Here is an 18,894-nt window from a genome sequence, read left to right as displayed (position 1 = left end):
GGTCACGCCCGCGACCGCGTCGCGGCCCTGACCGGGGCCACGGCGGCGGCGACGCGCGGGTCGGCGGGCAGGTCGTCGAGCCGGACGGGACGGCCGCCGGCGTCGGCGAGGGGGACGCGCCAGTTGGGGTACTCGTCGCTGGTGCCGGGCTGGTTCTGGGTGCGGCGCTCGCCCACCGCGTCGGCGAGGGACACGCCGATGAGCCGCGCCGGGGTGCGCGCCAGCAGGGCGTGCAGGGCCGCCGCCACGGCCTCGTCGTGGTCGTGCGCGCCGCGGGCCACGGCGCGCAGCACCGCGTCGGGCGGGTCGGCCAGCAGGCCCTCGGCGTGCAGCAGCTCCAGCCAGGCGGCCAGCAGCCGCCGGTGGTCGGCGGCCTCGTCGGCGGCGGGGCGGGTGAGCAGCCCGAGGCGGTCGCGCAGGGCGACGTGGTCGCCGTGCAGGAACCCGGTGATCGGCGGCATGTCGTGGGTGCCGACGGTCGCCAGCGACAGCCGCCGCCACCGTCCGGGCGGCCGCGGCCGGCCGTCGCGGTCGCGCTGGAACCACAGCAGGGACGTGCCGAGGACGCCGCGTTCGGCGAGGTCCTCGCGCACCTGGGGTTCGACGGTGCCCAGGTCCTCGCCGACGATCACCGCGTCGGCGCGGGCGGCCTCCCAGGTGAGGCAGGACAGCAGCGCGTTGCGGTCGTAGCCGACGTACGTGCCGTCCGCGGGCGAGGCCCCGTCGGGCACCCACCACAGGCGCGACACCTGCATGGCGTGGTCGATGCGCAGTCCTCCCCCGCGCCGCAGGCAGGCCGCCAGCATGTCCCTGTAGGGGGCGTACTCGGCCCGGGCGAGGCGCTGGGGGTGCCATGGGGGCTGGCCCCAGTCCTGGCCGCGCTGGTTGAACTCGTCGGGGGGCGCCCCCACGCTCACGCCCTCCGCGAAGACGTCCCGGTACACCCAGGCGTCGGCGCTGGAGTGGGTCACGCCCACCGCCAGGTCGTGCATGATGCCGATGGGCATCCCCGAGTCTGTTGCGGCCCGCTGTGCGGATGTGAGCTGTTCGTCGAGCTGCCATTGGAGCCATGCGTGGAAGTCGACGCGTGGCGCCAGGCGTTCGGCTTCGCGTGCCACGGCGGGGCTGCCGGGGTCCTGCAGGGCGGAAGGCCAGCGGCGCCAGTCGTTGCCGTGCTCTTCGGCCAGGGCGCACCAGGTGGCGAACGCGGTCAGCGCCGTGCCCTCACGCCGCCGGTACGACTCGTAGGCAATCGTCCTGGCCGGGGTGCGGGGGGCGCGGTAGAGGATCTCCAGGGCCCGGCGTTTGGCCGTCCACACCGCGTCGCGGTCGATGAGCGGCATGTCCCGGCGCAGGGCGGCGGCCAGGGCGGCGATGTTCTCGCGGTCGGCCGCGGGCAGTTCGCGGTACTCGGGCACGTCCTCCACGCGCAGGTACAGGGGGCCGGCGAAGCGGCGGCTCATCGGCGAGTAGGGGGACGGGTTGATCGGCGGCGCGGGCTCGGTGGCGTGCAGGGGGTTGACCAGGATGAAGCCCGCGTCCAGCTCCCGGCCGCTCCAGGCCGCCAGTTGCGCCAGGTCGTGCAGGTCGCCCATCCCCCAGGACGCCCGGGACCGCACGGAGTACAGCTGGGCGGTGAAGCCCCACACCCGTTCGGGGGTACGCAGCCGGTCGGGGGCGACGAGCAGCGCGGCGTCCTGCTCCTGTGCACCCCTGTGTGCGCGCACGCGATGCCACCCCAGGGGCGTGTCGGGGGGCAGGGTGTAGGCGAGGGCACCTTCGGCCGTAGGGGACGCCGGGGGCGGCGTCAGGATCGTGCCGTCGGCCAGTTCCACCGACACCTCGGTCTGTGAGGGCACGTGGATCTGGTCGGCGCCGGGTACGCGGCGGCACGCCACGACGGGAGGCAGCAGCCGCCGGCGCGCCTGCTCCTCCAGCCGTGCCAGTTCGTCGCGTACCGCGCCGGGGGTGGAGGCGTCCACGCCCAGGGCGGCCAGCACCGCCACGAGGGTCTCCTTGGCGACGGGGGTCTCCCGCTCCCGCCAGTCCTTGTAGCTGCCGGCGACTCGATGGGCCCGGGCCAGCCTGCGCAGCCGCTCGTCGGCCGACCGCCCGTCCACCTGCTCATATACCTGCTCGTCCACCACAGGGGGACCATGCCCCCTGGGCCGGGACGCAGTCAGGCGGTCCAGATGGGCGGCTTGCGGTCGCCCCAGGGGCCGGCCTCCTCCAGCTGCGCCGACAGGGAGATGAGGGTGCCCTCGCCGCCCAGGCGTCCGGCGAGCATCACCCCGATGGGCAGGCCGTCGGCGTTCCAGTACAGGGGCACGTTGACGGCGGGCTGCCCCGACACGTTGTACACGGCGCAGAACGGGGTGAACGCCTTCTGCCGCGCGAAGTTCTCCTCGGGCTCCTGGTCGTGGAAGTAGCCGAGGGGCCGGGGCGGCTGGGCCAGGGTCGGGTGCAGGATCGCGTCGAACTCGTTCATCACGGGGAACGCCTGGCGCAGCGCCGACTGCAGCATGGCGTGCGCCTGGAACATCTCGGACGCGCCGACGGCCCGGCCGCGCTCGCGCAGCCAGCGGGTCAGCGGCTGCAGCAGGTGCTCCTTGTCGGGCTCGACGGGCGTGAGGGTGGCCATGACGCCCCACAGCGTCTCGAACACCGGCACCAGGTCGGCGCCGAGCACCGGGGGAAGGTCCACCACCTCGTGCCCCAGCTCCTCCAGCAGCACCGACGCGTCCTCGTAGGCGGCCAGGCAGTCGGGGTGCACCTCGGTGCCGGGGACGGCCGGTTCGGCGCTGCGCGCGATGCGCAGCCGCCCCGGCGGGCGGTCGGCGTACCCGAGGAAGGTCTCCCCCGCCGGCAGCGGCGGCGCCAGGTACATGTCGCCGGGCATGTGCCGGGCCATCGCGTCCAGCAGCGCGGCCGCGTCGCGGACGCCGCGGGCGATCGGCCCGTTGGTCGCCAGCCCGAACAGGTCGGGGACGACCGGGCCCTGGGAGACGCGGCCCCGGGTCGGCTTGATGCCGAACAGGCCGCACACGCTGCTGGGGATGCGGATCGAGCCGCCGCCGTCGCTGCCCTGCGCCGCGGGGGCCAACCCGGAGGCGACCGCCGCGGCGGCGCCGCCGCTGGAGCCGCCCGCGGACCGCTCCAGGTCCCACGGGGTGCGGGCGGGAGGCGCAACGGCGCTTTCCGTATAGCAGGGCAGACCGAATTCGGGGGTCGTGGTCTTGCCCAGCAGGACACATCCGGCTTGCTTCAGGAGTGCGACGACACTGTCGTCAACAAACCCCACCAGATCGGAAAAAGCCCGCGATCCCAGGGTGACCCGGACATCCTTCACCATGTTCAGGTCCTTGATCGGGATCGGCACCCCGTGCAGCGGCGGCAGCTCCTCGGGCCCCGCGGCCTCCAGCACCCGCTTCTCGGCGGCCCGCGCCTGCTCGCGCACGTGCTCGGCGTCCACCGTCACATAGGCGCCCACCTGGGCGTTCAGCCGTTCGATCCGGTCCAGGTAGTGGTCGGCCAGCTCCAGCGGAGACAGCTCGCGGGTCCGGATCGCCGCCGCCTGCTGCAGCATGGTGAGGTCATGGGGAAGCGTCACACCGTCGAACGGTAGACCGCGCGGCCGCCGGCGGCAAAGACGGCATGGACGGCACGCCGCGAAGAGGGGGTGAAAGTCGTCCTACCCGATCAACGCCCCGGTGAATCACCCTGAAGTGGCGACAAAAGTATTAACCCGGCATGACTAGTCGCGGAACGGCGACAATGATTACTCTGCGCACGGAGGATCATGCTTCCGACGCGAAGGGAATACGGAGCGTCACTCATGGCGATCATGGAGCGGGGCGACGACGGCCAGGAGGAGGGCGGCGGCCGTCCCTCCCCGGAGCCCGACAAGAAGCCGGGCCGGCTGCCACCGCGCCCCGAGACCTACGGTGAGCTGCTGAACAATCCCACGATCCGGCGCTGGGCGGTGCGCGCGGGCGTGGCGCTCGCGGTGGGCATCGTCTTCGCGGTGGTGTTCACCCTGCGCATCGGGCTCACCGCCGCGATACTGGCGGTCATCGCCGACGCCGTCTACCGGGCCCGCACCTCGTCCAGCGTGGCGGCCTGGCAGAAGTCGTCGGCGGCCGAGCGCCGCACCGAGCGGCAGCTGCGCGCCCTGGAGAAGAAGGGCTACCGGGTGCTGCACGCCCGGGCGGTCCCGCGCGACACCGAAGGCGTCAGCGACGGCCGCATCGACCACCTGGTCATCGGCCCGAGCGGCGTCTACGCCATCGACTCGGAGAAGTGGGACAAGCGGCTGCCCGTGCGGACCCTGTCGCACCTCAAGCTCTTCCACGGCCCGTTCAACAAGAAGGACCGCCTGGACGAGGCCCGCTGGGAGGCCGAGCAGGCCAGCCGGATGCTGTCCGAACGGGTGGGCTTCGAGGTCCCGGTGCAGCCCTCGGTGGCCATCTACGGGCCGTCGATCCCGTGGAAGGTCATGCGGGTGCGCGACGTCGACGTCTACGCGGGCAACCAGGCGCGCGGCTACCTGCGCCGCCGCCCCAAGATCCTCGACGAGGCCGACGTGCGGCGCATCTACAAGGTCGCCAGCGAGACGCTGCCGCCGATCTACCGCGAAGAGGAAGAGGAGGACGAGCGGCAGGAGGCGGTCTGACCGGACCCCCGGCCGGACTTCGCGGCCCGGCACGACGCCCGCGGCCGCCGGACACCGCTGCGCGAGGGCGCCCCGATCCCCGGGGCGCCCTCGTCGCGTTTCCGGTTCGTCCTCCCCGGCTCCCTGGGCGGACCTGCACACCAGCGGCGTTGGTAGCATCGAAAAGCCGACCCCCCAGGGGACCTCTGCCGGGCCGGCGGGCCGCCTCCCCGAAAGGACGGGAGGCACGGGCCTCCAGGCAGGGCGCGATCCGCCGCTGCGACGTAAGATCACCACCACCCGACGTCAGCACGCCGAGGAGCATCATGCCCCCGCTCAGGTCACGAACGGTCACCCATGGACGCAACATGGCGGGCGCCCGCGCGCTCCTTCGCGCGACCGGCGTGGCCCGGGAGGACTTCGGCAAGCCGATCGTCGCGGTGGCCAACAGCTTCACCCAGTTCGTGCCCGGCCACGTCCACCTGCGCGAGGTCGGCGACATCGTCGCCGCCGCCGTCCGCGAGGCCGGGGGCGTGCCGCGCGAGTTCAACACGATCGCGGTGGACGACGGCATCGCCATGGGCCACGGCGGCATGCTGTACTCGCTGCCGTCCCGCGAGCTGATCGCCGACGCGGTCGAGTACATGGTCAACGCGCACTGCGCCGACGCGCTGATCTGCGTCTCCAACTGCGACAAGATCACTCCGGGGATGCTGATCGCGGCGATGCGGCTGAACATCCCCACCGTGTTCGTCTCCGGCGGGCCGATGGAGGCCGGCAAGCCCGTCGAGGGCGTCATGGGCGGCCACAAGCTCGACCTGATCGACCCGATGATCGCCTCCGCCGACTCCGCGATCGGCGAAGACACCCTCGCCCGCATGGAGGAGAGCGCCTGCCCGACCTGCGGGTCGTGCTCGGGCATGTTCACCGCCAACTCGATGAACTGCCTCACCGAGGCGATCGGGCTGGCGCTGCCCGGCAACGGCACCGTCCTGGCCACCCACACCGAGCGCCGCCGCCTGTACGAGAAGGCCGGGCGCACCGTCGTGGAGATCGCCCGCCGCTACTACGAGGACGACGACGAGTCCGTCCTGCCCCGCAGTATCGCCACGCGCGACGCGTTCGAGAACGCCATGGCCCTCGACATCGCCATGGGCGGGTCGACCAACACGATCCTGCACCTGCTGGCCGCCGCCCGCGAAGGGCGGGTCGACTTCGGCCTCAAGGAGATCGACGAGCTGTCGCGCCGGGTGCCGTGCCTGTGCAAGCTGGCGCCCGCCACCCCCCGGTACCACGTCGAGGACTGCCACCGCGCGGGCGGCATCCCCGCGCTGCTGGGCGAGCTCGACCGCGCCGGGCTGCTCAACCGCACCGTGCACAGCATCCACTCGGCGTCGCTCACCGAGTTCCTGTCCCGGTGGGACGTCCGCTCCCCCGACGTGCTGCCCGAGGCCGTGGAGATGTACCACGCCGCGCCCGGCGGCGAGCGCACCACCCGGGCCTCCGGCCAGAGCGCGCGCTGGGAGTCCCTCGACCTGGACCGCGCCGAGGGCTGCATCCGCGACATCGAGCACCCCTACACCGCCGACGGCGGCCTGGCCGTCCTGTACGGCAACATCGCCCCCGAGGGCGCGATCGTGAAGACCGCCGGGGTCGAGGAGGAGCTGTGGACCTTCTCCGGCCCGGCCGTGGTGTTCGAGAGCCAGGAGGACGCCTGCGAGGGCATCCTCGGCGGCAAGGTCAAGCCCGGGGACGTGGTCGTCATCCGCTACGAGGGCCCCAAGGGCGGCCCCGGCATGCAGGAGATGCTCTACCCGACCAGCTTCCTCAAGGGGCGCGGCCTCGGCAAGGCGTGCGCGCTGATCACCGACGGCCGGTTCTCCGGCGGCACCAGCGGCCTGTCCATCGGCCACGCCTCCCCCGAGGCCGCCGCGGGCGGCGACATCGCGCTGGTCGAGGACGGCGACCGCATCGTCATCGACATCCCGCGCCGCACCCTGGAGCTGGACGTGCCCGCCGAGGTGCTGGCCGCCCGCCGCGAGAAGCTGCTGGCCGACCTGGGCGGCTTCCGGCCCCGCGACCGGCAGCGCCCGGTCAGCGCCGCCCTCCAGGCGTACGCCGCCATGACCACCTCCGCCTCCACCGGCGCCGCCCGCGACATCACCCAGCTGGCCGGCGACTGACCGCTTGACACGTGCGGCGGCCCCGGGGCTCGGCTCCGGGGCCGCCGCACGTGTTTGCCGCTCTCCGTCGCAGCGGGCCGGGCGCACCGCTTCCACACCGCGAAAAGGCCCGACCAATCTGTTGACCGGAGAAAGAACGGCACTAACCTCCCCGCAATGGTCGAACCAATCGCAGCGGGGAGGCTCGGATGAGCGTCGACCTCACGGCGCTGGTGCACAACCTCGCCGAACAGGCCACACCGGAGGCCGCGACCGGACGGCTCCGCCTGCCCACCGAACGCGACCCGGTGTCCTCACTGGAGATCAGCCGAGGCGCCCTGCGCGAACAGCTGTCGGTGCTGGAGGATCCTGGGCTTCCTCGACCGCACCCAGGGCCGCGGCTCCTACCTCGGCGTACCGGACGCCGGGTTCATCCGCCTGTACTTCGACCTGTCCAAGCAGCTCGGCCACCTGACCTCCGAGCAGTTCAACACCGCACGCCACATGCTGGACGTCGCCATAGCCGAGGCGGCGGCCCGGCTCGCCACGGCCGACGACGTGGACAGCCTCCGAGAACTCGTAGACGAGACGGTCGCCGCCAGCGGCGCCGGCGACGAAGAACGCGCCCTCCAAGCCGACCTGCAATTCCACCGCCGCCTCAACACCATCGTCGACAACCCCGTCTTCTACCTCCTCCACGACGGCCTCAGCCACGTCCTCCACCAGGAACTGACCGAACGCCGCAAACGCGCCGCCGAACTCGAACCGACCGCACCCGCCAAAACCCGGGTCATCGACACCGTCCACTACGGCATCGTCGAAGCCATCGCCGAACGCGACAGCGAAGGCGCCCGCATCGCCATGCGCCGACACTTCGAGGTCTGGTCGTCCCTCACCGGATCTCCCTAGGCCGCGTGCGCCGTTGGAGATGGTCGTGAACGGCGCCGTCTCCCCGCAATGGCAACCGGCCGCCGATGCATACCTCTGCGAGCCTCGCAAAGGACCACGGAGGGCCGCCGCCGAAGGTCGGCGGCCCTCCCTTGACCTTGACGCAGACCCTCGTCCACCAGGGGCTCAACAACCGCCCGGCCAGGGTCCGCAGTCCCTGTGAACTAGGTGCGAGGGTTGTCGATCGTCTGCGACGCCATGGTGCTGCAACCCAAGCTGTTGCACGCCTGGGTCTCCACGCGCACCCACTTGATGTCGCCGCCGTCGGTCCCGGAGATGGAACTCCAGGTCGCACTCGTGTTGCACTGGTCGATCTGACGCCACTTGTACGCGCCGTTGTTCGTCACGAACCGGAACCGCGCGGATCGGTTGTCGCAGGAGGTGTCGTACAGCGTGACGTTCGTGGCCGTGAATTTCGTCCGGCTGGGGAAGTCCAGGCTCCCGGTGACCCGGGAAACATCCGATCTGACGTCGAACGAGCTAGCGGCGCTCGCCGGGCCGGCCCCGGCCACAGCGGTGACGGCGAGCGCGGCGCAGATCCCCGCCACCGCGCCCACTCGCGTCATTCGGTTCATCTTTCTCCTCTCTGGTGGGTCGCTCTTGTGAATTCGACGAATCGAGCCAGGGGAAGGGGCTCGCTCCGATTGTGGGGCGGGCGGCGACCGATGTCCTTGGCGGTCAGCGCCAAGGACTTATCAACGCGCGCCAGACGCCGATCCGGGACGAATAAGATCGAAAAGGTTGACGCGGTGACCGACTTGGGCCACCCCGCACACCGGATCAGTCCGCGCGGCGTCCTGTACGCGATGAACCGTCGCAGAGCGCAGGGATGCCGATGCTGTTCCGCACCGATGACGTTCCGCCGGCTGAGCGCTTCGAGCGCTTCCGAGAGGTCGCCCTGAAGGGGCAGATTCCGATCACCGTCGATTCCGGGCAGCCCGATGACTTTCGGGCGACATGGGGTTCGGCGCGACTCGGCGAGGTGTCGGTGACCTCCATCGCATGCTGCGCCCCGTTCCGTTTCCGCCGGACGCCGAAGCTGATCCGCGAGTCGGATCCCGAAGCGTATCGGCTGGTGCTCAACATACGCGGCAACAACGGCGTCACCCAGCACCGCCGGCACGCCGGGCTGGAACCCGGCGATCTGGCGCTGTACGAAACGTCCAGCCCATGGGAGGGCTGGCGAGGATCCGGATCCACGCCCATCGAGTGGGTCATGGTGACCTTTCCGCGCCGCCTGCTGCCGATTCCCCCTCGCACCGTCAGCCCCTTGCTCGGCCGCCGAATGACCGGACAGGACGGCATCAGCGCACTGATCGGCACAATGCTGCACGGCCTGATCGACAACGTCCACCAGTACCGTCCGGCCGACCGCCTGCGCCTGTCTCAGATTCTCCTCGACCTGCTGACCGCGCTGCTCCACCGCCAACTGGAGAACACGGACTCCGAATCCGCCGAGTCATCGCGCCGCACCCTGCTGCTCAGAATCCGCTCATTCATCCAGAACAACCTCGACGACCCGGCGCTGTCCCCCAGAATGATCGCCGCCGCTCACCACATCTCCACCCGCCAGCTCCACCGCCTGTTCGAAGGCCAGGACATGACCGTCGCCGCCTGGATCCGCGACCGCCGCCTGGAACACGCCCGCCAGGACCTCATCGATCCGGCGCAACGGTCCCGTCCCATTCGGCCCATCGCGGCGCGCTGGGGCTTTTCCGATGCCGCGCTGTTCAGCCGCTCCTTCGCCGCCGCCCATGGCGTCAGCCCCCGTGACTACCGCCGCCGCCATCAAACCGACCGCACCGAGGCGTGACACCCCGGTCGCGGCCGACCGGAGTCGCGAGAGCACCCGCGGTTGTCGGCCGGTGCATCCCAGGCGTCGTGAGCGGGCCATGCGCACCCGGGTGCCTCGCGCCCGCCGTCGGGGCCTGTCCGGCGGATCATGGTGGATCCGCCGGACAGGCGGGCTGTCAGCCCGAGTGGTACCGCGCCGTCTCTTGAGGCGGTGGGCCGCCCGGATCCACCGGACGTGGGCTAGGGGTGGTCGCGTTCTCGGTGGCGGCGATGGTCTGGCGGAGGAGCTCCCGGGCCTTGGCCAGGTCTGCGGCGCGCTGGTCGAGGACCGTCAACTGGTCGCCCAGGCTGTCGAGGACGCCCGGCGACCCGGTCCTCGCCCGGGCGACCATCGAACGGGTCACCGAGCCGGGCGGGGTGCGGGACATGGTCATGGGCGGAACGATCGCCCGCCTGCTCGGACTGTGACGCACCGCCCCCCGCGGCCGAGGGCCGGCCCGCGGAGAGGAGCACCCGCCCGGTGGGCCGAGTGCGGTCAACCGCCGCCCGCCGGAGGGATGATCAACTACGGTGCCGTGCCATGGCGGAAACGAGCGGCTGGGGCGAGGACGAAGACTTCGCCGTCCCCTTCGAGCGCGCCGAGGACGACGAGATCCGACGTCTGGTGCGGCAGCTGATCGACGCTGACTGGGGCGCCTGGCGGCGTGCCGACCTGGAACGGGTGTGGGCGCGGCTGGGCTGGACGTGGCACTCCGCCCAGCCGGACGATCCCGATTTGTCCTGGTCGGAGTATCCATACGTCTCTCGCCTCGTCGCCGCGGACTGGCCGCTGGGGTTGGCCACCGCCTACGCCCCCAAGGCCGATCCCGGGCAGTTCCACATGCTGGAAATCAGCCTCACCAGCGACGGCGACCTTCTCGATCAGGTCCACGGGTGGCGTGACGTCTGGCCGGTGGCGGCCGACGTCCTGGGCCCGGCGGCGATGTGGGGCGGGGCGGGGCCCTGGGGGCTGTGGCGGCGGCCCGACACCGCCCTGGTCGTCGGGGTGCACTTCGGCGACGTGGTCGTGCAGGTATGGCGAGGCGACCGCGACGCCTCCACCGATTCCTGGCGCGCGGCGTCCCCCGCCGACCTGCCTCCGGAGGCCGGGCCCACCACCCCGGTCACCTGGGACGACTTGGAAAGGGAACTGGCCCGCGCGCTGGAGGACCTCATCGAGGACGCCTCGTGGTTCCCCGCGCAGTTCATCCTGCACCTGCAGTCCGGCCGCGACCCGCGTCGACTGGTCCAGGCGTGGAACGAGGGCGCCGACCTGAAGATCGAGGCCACCGGCTTCCTCCATTACCCCGAGTCGGCCGATCTGGACGCGCTGTCCGCCCTGGGCTGGCCGGGGGAGATCCGGAAAGGTCAGCGGCTCTTCCCCGGAGCCCTGAACAACGCCGGGGAGGACGCCGCCACCGCGGCGCACATGCTCGTCGACGCCCTGCGGAGGCTGCAGGTGGAACCGGCCGAGCTGACCTACGACGGGGAACTGACCCGCCGCGACGGCAAACTCCATCTCGACCTGCCCAGACTGGGCATCGCGCGCGGCGACGCCGACGCGTAGGAAGATCTCTCGCATGGCCGCTCGGCGTCCGCCCGAGCCGCCTCCTGGCTGAGGCAAGACACCGGCAGCACCGCGTGCGGGGGCTCGAGCGCGGCCCGTGCCTCAGCTGACGTGCCCGTGTTCGCGGCCGTCCGGCGCCGCTCGTCGTCGGCCTACCGGTCGGTGGCCTGGTGGGCTCGGGCGTGGGGGATGCCGCAGCGGTGGAGGATGCCGGCGATGGTGGCGCGGAAGGCCTCGCGGTCGGCGGGGGCGAGGTGGGCGGTGAGGCGGGCGAGTTCGGCGGTGACCTCGTCGTGGAAGGCGAGGGCGGCTTCGCGGCCGGTGGCGGTGAGGGTGACCTGGACGGCGCGGCGGTCGCCGGGGACCGGCCCGCGCCGGGCGAGGCCGCGGCGTTCGGCGCGGTTCATCAGGCCGGTGAGCGCGGCCTTCTCCACGCCGAGGCGGCCGGCGAGGTCGGCCATGCAGCGGGGCCCGTCCAGCAGGATGCACAGGAGCCTGGCCTGGACGGCGGTGAGCTCGTACTTCTCCGAGACGCGCGTGTAGATCGCCTGGACCGCGGTGGAGAGCCGGAGCAGGGCGGCGGCCATGTCCGGCTCCGCGCCGCCCGGGCCGCCGTGGGGCGGGCAGGCCGGTGCGTCGTCGGCCGCCTCGGTCATCTGCGTCGCGGTCTCGTTCACACCCTCACCGTACATGGCGCATATAGTTAATGACGTGTACTGTATGTCTCGTTAACTAAGTCGGGCGGCCCCAAGACGCGAACGCACACCCCATCTCGGCGCCGCCGCGTCGCCGCACACCCGATACCAGGCACGGAGAGTGATCGCCATGAAGCTGCTCGTCATCGTCGGGAGCACCCGCCCCAACCGCGCCTCGGATCTGGTGGTGCCGTGGGTGACGTCCCGCCTCGCCGCCCACGGAGGGTTCGAGGTCGAAACAGCCGATCTGCGGGACTGGCCGCTGCCGCTGTTCGCCGAACACCCCGGCACCATCGGCGACATCAGCGACCCGACGTATTCGCAGCCGATCGTGCGGGCCTGGAACGCCAAGGTGAAGGAGGCCGACGCGTTCCTGATCGTCACGCCCGAGTACAACCACAGCGTGCCGGGGGTGTTGAAGAACGCCATCGACACCGTCTGGCTGTCGTTCGGGTTCCGCAACAAGCCCGTCGCCACCGTCGGCTACAGCAGCGGGATCGGCGGCGGCATCCGCGCCATCGAGCACCTGGCGCAGATGTTCGTCGAGGCGGAGGCCGTCCCGCTGCGCAACACCGTGGTCCTCCCCTTCGTGCACAGGGCCTTCGATGCATCCGGCGAGCCCACCGACCCCATGGCCGATGCCGGCCTGCAGATCCTGCTGGAGGACCTGACCTGGTGGTCGACCGCCCTGAGCAAGGCCCGCGCCGAAGGTGAACTGCAGCCCGGGCAGCTGCGGGCCCGCGCGGCCGCGGCCGCCGCACAGGGCTGACGGACGCGAAACCGTACGACTACCGGTTCGAGCTGGGCAGGGCGGCGGTGCTGCGCGGCGGCCGCGACGTGGTCATGGTGTCCAGCGGGCTGATGACGATGCGGGCGCTGCAGGCCGCCGAGCGGCTCGCCCGGCGCAACGTCGACGCCGCCGTCGTGCACGCCCCCACGATCAAGCCGTTCGACGAGCAGACGGTGCCGGCCGAGCTGGGCGGCGACCGCCCGGCCGTCACGCTGGAGAACCACACCGTGGTCGGCGGGCTGTTCGAGACGGTCGCCGCGGCCCTGGCGCGGGCGGGCCGCGGCGTGCGGGCGGTGCCGATCGGGCCGCCGGACGAGTTCCTGGCCGCGGGCGCCCTGCCGACCCTGCACGACCGCTACGGCCTGGCCACCGCCAAGATCGTCGATCGGGTGCTGGCCGAGCTCGGCTGAACCCCCAGGGGCGGCGGCCGCCGTCCCGTTCTCCCGCCTCGGAGGGCGCGGGGGCGGGGCGGCGGCGCCGTTTCCGGGCGGCGGACATCGCCTCCACCCGTCCCGCGGCAAAGTCCTGCCAGCGTCTGCCCGCGTCATGTGTGGCGAGGTGAACGCGCAGGTGATCTTCGGTAGAAGGGACTCGTTGACCAGCTGGTCTTCCACACAGGGGGGTGGAGCATGAACATGGTCATCGGGGGACGCCGCGCGCCGGCGCGCGCGGCGCTGGGCACCGTCGGAGCCGCCATGGCCGGCGCGTGCCTGACCGCGGGCCCGCCCGCGCGCGCCGAGGTCGAGCCGGCGCCGGCGCGCCCGGCCGCCGAGGGCAAGGTCGAGGTCACCTACTCCGTGCCGCGGCTCTCCGCGAACGGCACCGACGTCACCTGGCGGTGGCGGCTGCGCAACCGCACCGGCCGCACGGCCTACCGGGTCGTCGTCACGCACACCGTCAAGCCGGCGGTGCCGATCAGCTCACCGGACCGGGCGTGCCGGAAGGTCGACGAGGGGACGGTGCGCTGCGCCTACCCGTCGCTGCGGGCCAAGCAGTCGCGTACCGGCACGCTGACGGCCCGGCTGCCGGAGGACCTGGAGGGCGGGGTGAACCTCGCCGGCAAGGTGGAATGGCGCCGCACCGCGGCGCAGCCGGACGGTCCCGACCGGCCCGCCGGGCGGCCCACCCGGCCGGCGGACGACCGGTCCGAGCCGCGGACGCCGCCCGCCGCGGCCCCGCAGGGCGACCAGACGGAGCCGGCCGACCCGCGCACGCCGCGCGGGCAGACCCCGCCGAGGGACGGCGCGTCACCGCGGACCAAGGCGTCCGCGCACGGCGGGAAGCCCCGGGGCAGGACGAAGCCCCGCGGCAAGGGCCGGCACGGCAAGCCCGCTTCACGCGCCCCGCGTGCCAAGGCCGCGAGCGGCAAGGCGCCTCGCAGCAAGGCGGTCCCGCGCGGCAAGGCCAAGCTCGGCAAGCGGCCCCGGAGCAAGGCCAAGCACGTCAGGGCCCAGGAGGGCGCCGCCCAGCAGGGCAAGAGGCCGCACGCCAAGGTGCCGCCCCGCCGGAAGGAGCCGCGTGCCAAGACGGTTCCCTCCGCCGCCGTGCAGGCGGACAAGGCCAAGCCGAGCACCCAGGTGGGCAGCATGCACTACCTGACCGTGCCGTACCGGGGCGACGTCCCCGCCGAGGACGACTGAGACCGGGGGGCGGGGCCGGGACGTCCAGGAGCGGAGCGGCACGTTCCACCCCGCCCTCCCGGACGCGCCGACCGGCGACGGAGTGCGCGTCCATGGCGGCCTCCGGGGGACTTCGTGAAGATCCCGGGGGCCGCCACGCGTTCAGATCGGCCAGTTTGCGGGGTATTAATGGGGTAGCGGACGACCTTCTCAGGCGCCACACTGATTTCGGGTCGGCCGTTGCGGTCGGCGAGCGCTGGTTCGGCCAGTCATGCCCCTGGGGAGGTCCTCATGGTGGGTGCACAGGTGCCGGAGACAATACTCGGGCCTCGGTGCGAGGCGCGCTCGGGCGCGTCCACCGAGGCGGACGACAAGCATGACCCTGCGAGGGCCGTCTGATGAGACAGGTCCTTCTCCTGAACGCGACGTACGAACCCCTCACCACGCTTCCCCTCCGGCGGGCGGTCTGCCTCGTGCTCAGGGAGAAGGCCGTGGTCGTGCACAACGACTCCTCGGGTGCGGTGCTGCATTCGGCGACGATGTCGATCGAGGTCCCCTCGGTGATCAGGCTCCGCCGGTACGTGCGCATCCCGTTCCGCACCCGGGTCCCCCTGACCCGCGCCGCGCTGATGCGGCGCGACAACTACCGCTGCGCCTACTGCGGCCGCCGCGCCGAGACCATCGACCACGTGCTGCCGCGCAGCCGGGGCGGCAAGCACGTGTGGGAGAACTGCGTGGCCTCCTGCATGGCGTGCAACCACCGCAAGGCCGATCGGCTTCTGGAGGAGCTCGGGTGGACGCTCAACGTCACGCCCGGTGTGCCACGCGGCGCCCACTGGAGGCTCATCGGCGTCATCCACGACGGTGATCCGCAGTGGGCGCCCTACGTCTCCGAGTCGGCGGCCTGACCCCGGGCTCGGCGGCCCGGCCCTCCGGCCGCGGCGCCGTATCCTGGGTGCGTGCCACGTTATGACTACCGCTGCCGCGCCTGCGGATCGACGTTCGAGGTGTCCCGGCCGATGAGCGAGGCGTCCGCGCCCGCGACCTGCCCGTCCGGGCACGACGACACGGTGAAGCTGCTGTCCACGGTGGCCGTCACCGGGACGGGACGGTCCTCCGCCCCCGCCCCGCGTCCGGCGGGGGGCGGCGGAGGCGGCTGCTGCGGCGGGGGCTGCTGCTCCTGAGCCCGGCCCCGCCGGGGCGCCCGCCGGAGAACAGCCGATGATCTTCGCTGCCGGGGGCGCGGTCGCCGCGCGCGGGCGCATACAGTGCCAACCATGAGCCGACCGCCGTATCCGTTCGCGCAGCGCCAGGACATCGTCGACGTTCTCCACGGCCACCGGGTCGCCGACCCCTACCGCTGGCTGGAGGAGCGCGGCGACGACACCGAGCGGTGGATGGCGGCGCAGGAGGAGCTGTTCCGCAAGGCCGTGGACGGGCTGCCCGGCCGCGACCGGCTGCGCCGCAGGCTCGGCGAGCTGCTGGGCGCGGGCAGCGTCGGCTCCCCGGTGTGGCGGGGCGAACGCCGCTTCTTCACCCGCCGCGCCGGCGGGCAGGAGCACCCCGTCCTCTACACGGTGGACCCGGACGGCACCGAGCGCGTGCTCGTCGATCCCATGGCGATCGACCCCGAGGGCACCACGACGCTGGACTCCTGGATCCCCGACAAGGAGGGGCGGCGCCTGGCGTACAAGGTGTCGCAGGGCGGCGACGAGGAGTCCCGGCTGTACGTCATCGACGTCGCGACCGGCGAGCACGTCGAGGGCCCGATCGACCGCACCCGGCACGCGTCGCTGTCCTGGCTGCCCGGCGGCGAGGCGTACTACTACGTGCGGCGCCTGCCCGCCGACGCCGTCCCCGCCGGGGAGGACCAGTACCACCGCCGCGTCTACCTGCACCGCGTCGGCACCGACCCGGACACCGACGACGTGCTGATCTTCGGTGACGGGCTGGACAAGACCAACTACTACAGCGTCGCCGTCAGCCGGGACGGCCGGTGGCTGACCGTCACCGCGGCCCAGGGCACCGCCCCGCGCAACGACCTGTGGCTCGCCGACCTGGCCTCCTCCCCCGCCGAGCGGCCCGAGCTGAAGCCCGTGCAGGTCGGGGTGGACGCCTCGACCTGGCTGCACGTCGGCCGCGACGGCCGCGCCTACGTGTTCACCGACCGCGACGCGCCCCGGTCGCGGCTGTGCGTCACCGACCCGGCCGATCCCGGCTACGAGACCTGGCGCGACCTGATCCCGCAGGACGACGAGGCGGTGCTGACCGACTACGCCGTCCTCGACGGGCCCGAGCCGGGCGGCCGGGCGGTCCTGCTGGCGGGCTGGACCCGCCACGCGATCAGCGAGATCACCGTGCACGATCTGGCCACCGGCGAGCGGATCGGCCGGGTCCCCACCCCCGGGCTCGGCTCGATCGGCGGCATCGTGGAGCGTCCGGAGGGCGGCCACGAGGCGTGGTTCGGCTACACCGACAACGTCACGCCGTCCACCGTGCTGCGCTACGACGCCCGCACCGGCGAGACCACGACATGGGCGACGGCGCCCGGCGCGGTGGACGTCCCGCCGATCGAGGCGCGGCAGGTGACCTACGAGTCCTACGACGGCACGCCGGTGCGGATGCTGGTGCTGGCCCGCCCGGGCGGCGGCGACGGGCCGCGGCCGACGATCCTCTACGGCTACGGCGGCTTCAACATCTCGCTCACCCCCGCCTATTCGGCGAGCATCCTGGCCTGGGTGGAGGCGGGCGGCGTGTACGCGATCGCCAACCTGCGCGGCGGCTCGGAGGAGGGCGAGCAGTGGCACCGCGCGGGCATGCGGGACCGCAAGCAGAACGTGTTCGACGACTTCCACGCCGCCGCCGAGCGCCTGATCGCCGACGGCGTGACCGCCCCGGACCGGCTGGCGATCTCCGGCGGCTCCAACGGCGGGCTGCTGGTGGGCGCGGCGCTCACCCAGCGCCCCGACCTGTACCGGGCCGTGCTGTGCTCGGCTCCGCTGCTGGACATGGTGCGCTACGAGCGGTTCGGCCTGGGCGAGACCTGGACCGACGAGTACGGTTCGGCCGCGGTCCCCGAGGAGCTGGAGTGGCTGCTGTCGTACTCGCCGTACCACCACGTGCGCGAGGGCACGGCGTACCCGGCGGTGCTGTTCACGGTGTTCGACAGCGACACCCGCGTGGACCCGCTGCACGCCCGCAAGATGTGCGCGGCGCTGCAGCACGCCACGTCCCGCGACTTCGCCGAGGCGCCGGTCCTGCTGCGCAACGAGACGCAGGTCGGGCATGCGGCCCGCTCGGTCAGCCGGTCGGTGGAGCTGATGACCGACACGCTGTCGTTCCTGGCCGCCCAGACCGGCCTGGCGCTGGACGGCGGGGCCTGACCCGGGTCGGGGCGGCCCCGAGGTGGCGGCGGGCGTTGACGGATGATCCAATAAGGGGATGAGTTCGTCGACGGCGCACGGCCGGGACGCCCGCGGGCGGCGGCCGCCCTCCCCGCTGGAACAGATCGCCGAGCTGCTCGCAGAGCCCGCTGACGTGCCCGCCGAGCCGTCCACGGGCTATCTCGACCTGCTCGGGCGGCGGGCCGGGCCGGCCCCGACGCTCGCCCAGCGGGTGATGCAGTCGACGTTTCTGCCGCGGATCTACGAGCGGGTGTGGCGGCCGGTCGGCTTCAACATCGCCAAGGGCTGGCCGTTCGGCCCCGACACCGCCGAGGAGCACGCCCTGGCCCGCGACTGGCTGGGGCTCGGGCAGCCCGGCGACGCCGGGCCCGCGGCGACGGTGCTGGACGTGGCGTGCGGGCCGGGCAACGTGACCCGCGCGCTGGCCGCCGGCGTCGCCGAGAACGGCCTGGTGGTGGGGCTGGACGCGTCCCGCACCATGCTGGCCGAGGCCGTCGCGCAGCCCACCCCGGCCCCCGGCCGCGCCGCGATCGGCTATGTGCGCGGCAACGCCGTCGATCTGCCGTTCCGGGACGGCTGCTTCGACGCCGTCTGCTGTTTCGGCGCCCTGTACCTGTTCGACGACCCGTGGGCGGCCCTGGACGCCATGACGCGCGTCCTCAAACCGGGCGGGCGCCTGGTCATCCTCACCTCGCGCCGCCCGGACCTGCCGCTGTCGCGGGCGGGCGGCGAGCTGGTCCGGGCGGTGGTGGGCATGCGGATGTTCGGGGACCGGGAGATCACGCGGGCGCTGATCGACCGGGGCCTCACCGGCATCCGGCAGCGCCGGTATCCGCTGATGCAGCTGGTGGGGGCGCGGCGGGCCGGCCCGGGCGCCGGATGACCGGGCCGCAGCCGTTCAGCGCAGGCGTTTCTCCAGGTAAATGTTGACGATCCCGCCGATCACCGCGCGCCGGGTCTCCGTCCAGCCGAAGCGCCGGTACAGGCGCAGCGCCGGCTCCTGCAGCTCGGTGGTGTCGGCGCGCAGCAGCCGGTAGCCGTACTCGGCGGCCCGCTGCTCCAGCGCCCGGACGACGGCCGACCCGTAGCCGCACCGCTGGACGTCCGGCCGCACCCGCAGCCGCACCATCTCGGCCGCGCCGCGGGCCACCACGGCCGGCGGCGGGCCCGCGGCGGGCGGGCGGTCGCGGGCGGCCGGGTCCGAAGTCGGAGGCCAAGCGGGCTT

Annotated in this window: 18 protein-coding genes; 13 read left to right on the top strand and 5 right to left on the bottom strand. The window is 72.9% G+C overall.

Translation table 11 applies throughout. The features are described 5' to 3' along the window. Positions 1-2: 2 nt before the first annotated feature. On the bottom strand, positions 3-2,144 hold the full coding sequence (malQ, locus tag ABD879_RS14810; RefSeq protein ID WP_345021792.1) for a 4-alpha-glucanotransferase: 2,142 nt from the start codon (positions 2,142-2,144) through the stop codon (positions 3-5). A gap of 35 nt (positions 2,145-2,179) precedes the next feature. Next, positions 2,180-3,610, bottom strand: coding sequence for an amidase (locus ABD879_RS14805; RefSeq protein WP_345021736.1), 1,431 nt, complete (start codon positions 3,608-3,610; stop codon positions 2,180-2,182). Between the two features lie 225 nt (positions 3,611-3,835). On the opposite strand from ABD879_RS14805, the gene ABD879_RS14800 reads away from it, so the two are divergent. The 3 genes from ABD879_RS14800 (at position 3,836) to ABD879_RS14790 (ending at position 7,722) form a co-directional block, all read left to right on the top strand. Next, positions 3,836-4,672 (top strand): nuclease-related domain-containing protein, encoded by an 837-nt coding sequence (locus tag ABD879_RS14800; RefSeq protein WP_345021734.1) that lies wholly within the window; start codon positions 3,836-3,838, stop codon positions 4,670-4,672. Between the two features lie 305 nt (positions 4,673-4,977). After that, on the top strand, positions 4,978-6,834 hold the full coding sequence (gene ilvD / locus ABD879_RS14795; RefSeq protein WP_345021732.1) for a dihydroxy-acid dehydratase: 1,857 nt from the start codon (positions 4,978-4,980) through the stop codon (positions 6,832-6,834). A gap of 483 nt (positions 6,835-7,317) precedes the next feature. Next, entirely contained in the window at positions 7,318-7,722 is a 405-nt protein-coding gene (locus tag ABD879_RS14790; RefSeq protein ID WP_345021730.1) for a FadR/GntR family transcriptional regulator, read from the top strand. Between the two features lie 203 nt (positions 7,723-7,925). Here ABD879_RS14790 and ABD879_RS14785 read toward each other — a convergent pair whose 3' ends face one another. Further along, the gene (locus ABD879_RS14785; protein WP_345021728.1) at positions 7,926-8,336 is read right to left on the bottom strand and encodes a hypothetical protein; all 411 of its coding nucleotides are present in this window, start codon (positions 8,334-8,336) and stop codon (positions 7,926-7,928) included. 260 nt (positions 8,337-8,596) lie between these two features. Between ABD879_RS14785 and ABD879_RS14780 the strand changes: the two genes are divergently transcribed. The 3 genes from ABD879_RS14780 to ABD879_RS14770 all read left to right on the top strand — a co-directional run bounded on the left by ABD879_RS14780 (position 8,597) and on the right by ABD879_RS14770 (position 11,161). Next, positions 8,597-9,574 (top strand): helix-turn-helix domain-containing protein, encoded by a 978-nt coding sequence (locus ABD879_RS14780; RefSeq protein ID WP_345021726.1) that lies wholly within the window; start codon positions 8,597-8,599, stop codon positions 9,572-9,574. Positions 9,575-9,852: 278 nt separating this feature from the next. Beyond that, on the top strand, positions 9,853-10,023 hold the full coding sequence (locus tag ABD879_RS14775) for a hypothetical protein (protein ID WP_345021723.1): 171 nt from the start codon (positions 9,853-9,855) through the stop codon (positions 10,021-10,023). A gap of 112 nt (positions 10,024-10,135) precedes the next feature. Further along, positions 10,136-11,161, top strand: coding sequence for a hypothetical protein (locus ABD879_RS14770; protein ID WP_345021721.1), 1,026 nt, complete (start codon positions 10,136-10,138; stop codon positions 11,159-11,161). Positions 11,162-11,313: 152 nt separating this feature from the next. Here the strand turns inward: ABD879_RS14770 and ABD879_RS14765 are convergent, their stop codons facing one another. Next, positions 11,314-11,838: a MarR family winged helix-turn-helix transcriptional regulator gene (locus ABD879_RS14765; RefSeq protein ID WP_345021719.1), complete on the bottom strand. Its 525-nt coding sequence runs from the start codon at positions 11,836-11,838 to the stop codon at positions 11,314-11,316. Between the two features lie 148 nt (positions 11,839-11,986). Here ABD879_RS14765 and ABD879_RS14760 point away from each other — a divergent pair, with 148 nt between their 5' ends. The 7 genes from ABD879_RS14760 to ABD879_RS14730 all read left to right on the top strand — a co-directional run bounded on the left by ABD879_RS14760 (position 11,987) and on the right by ABD879_RS14730 (position 18,552). After that, a complete protein-coding gene (locus ABD879_RS14760) occupies positions 11,987-12,625 on the top strand; it encodes an NADPH-dependent FMN reductase (protein ID WP_345021717.1) in 639 nt (212 codons plus the stop codon). Between the two features lie 47 nt (positions 12,626-12,672). Further along, on the top strand, positions 12,673-13,056 hold the full coding sequence (locus ABD879_RS14755) for a transketolase C-terminal domain-containing protein (protein ID WP_345021715.1): 384 nt from the start codon (positions 12,673-12,675) through the stop codon (positions 13,054-13,056). Between the two features lie 219 nt (positions 13,057-13,275). Further along, the gene (locus ABD879_RS14750; RefSeq protein WP_345021713.1) at positions 13,276-14,286 is read left to right on the top strand and encodes a hypothetical protein; all 1,011 of its coding nucleotides are present in this window, start codon (positions 13,276-13,278) and stop codon (positions 14,284-14,286) included. Positions 14,287-14,663: 377 nt separating this feature from the next. Then, entirely contained in the window at positions 14,664-15,173 is a 510-nt protein-coding gene (locus tag ABD879_RS14745) for an HNH endonuclease (RefSeq protein ID WP_345021711.1), read from the top strand. Between the two features lie 51 nt (positions 15,174-15,224). Beyond that, on the top strand, positions 15,225-15,449 hold the full coding sequence (locus tag ABD879_RS14740; protein ID WP_345021710.1) for an FmdB family zinc ribbon protein: 225 nt from the start codon (positions 15,225-15,227) through the stop codon (positions 15,447-15,449). A gap of 93 nt (positions 15,450-15,542) precedes the next feature. Continuing rightward, entirely contained in the window at positions 15,543-17,648 is a 2,106-nt protein-coding gene (locus ABD879_RS14735; protein WP_345021708.1) for a prolyl oligopeptidase family serine peptidase, read from the top strand. A gap of 58 nt (positions 17,649-17,706) precedes the next feature. Further along, positions 17,707-18,552: a class I SAM-dependent methyltransferase gene (locus ABD879_RS14730; RefSeq protein WP_345021707.1), complete on the top strand. Its 846-nt coding sequence runs from the start codon at positions 17,707-17,709 to the stop codon at positions 18,550-18,552. Positions 18,553-18,567: 15 nt separating this feature from the next. Here the strand turns inward: ABD879_RS14730 and ABD879_RS14725 are convergent. Further along, positions 18,568-18,894 (bottom strand): GNAT family N-acetyltransferase (locus ABD879_RS14725; RefSeq protein WP_345021706.1); only part of this gene is annotated, 327 nt, incomplete at its 5' end.

Source organism: Actinomadura keratinilytica (assembly GCF_039539665.1).
In the GTDB taxonomy this organism is placed as follows: Bacteria; Actinomycetota; Actinomycetes; order Streptosporangiales; family Streptosporangiaceae; genus Spirillospora; species Spirillospora keratinilytica.
Note: the sequence above shows the minus strand (reverse complement) of the source record. Positions and strands in the feature narration are given on the sequence as shown.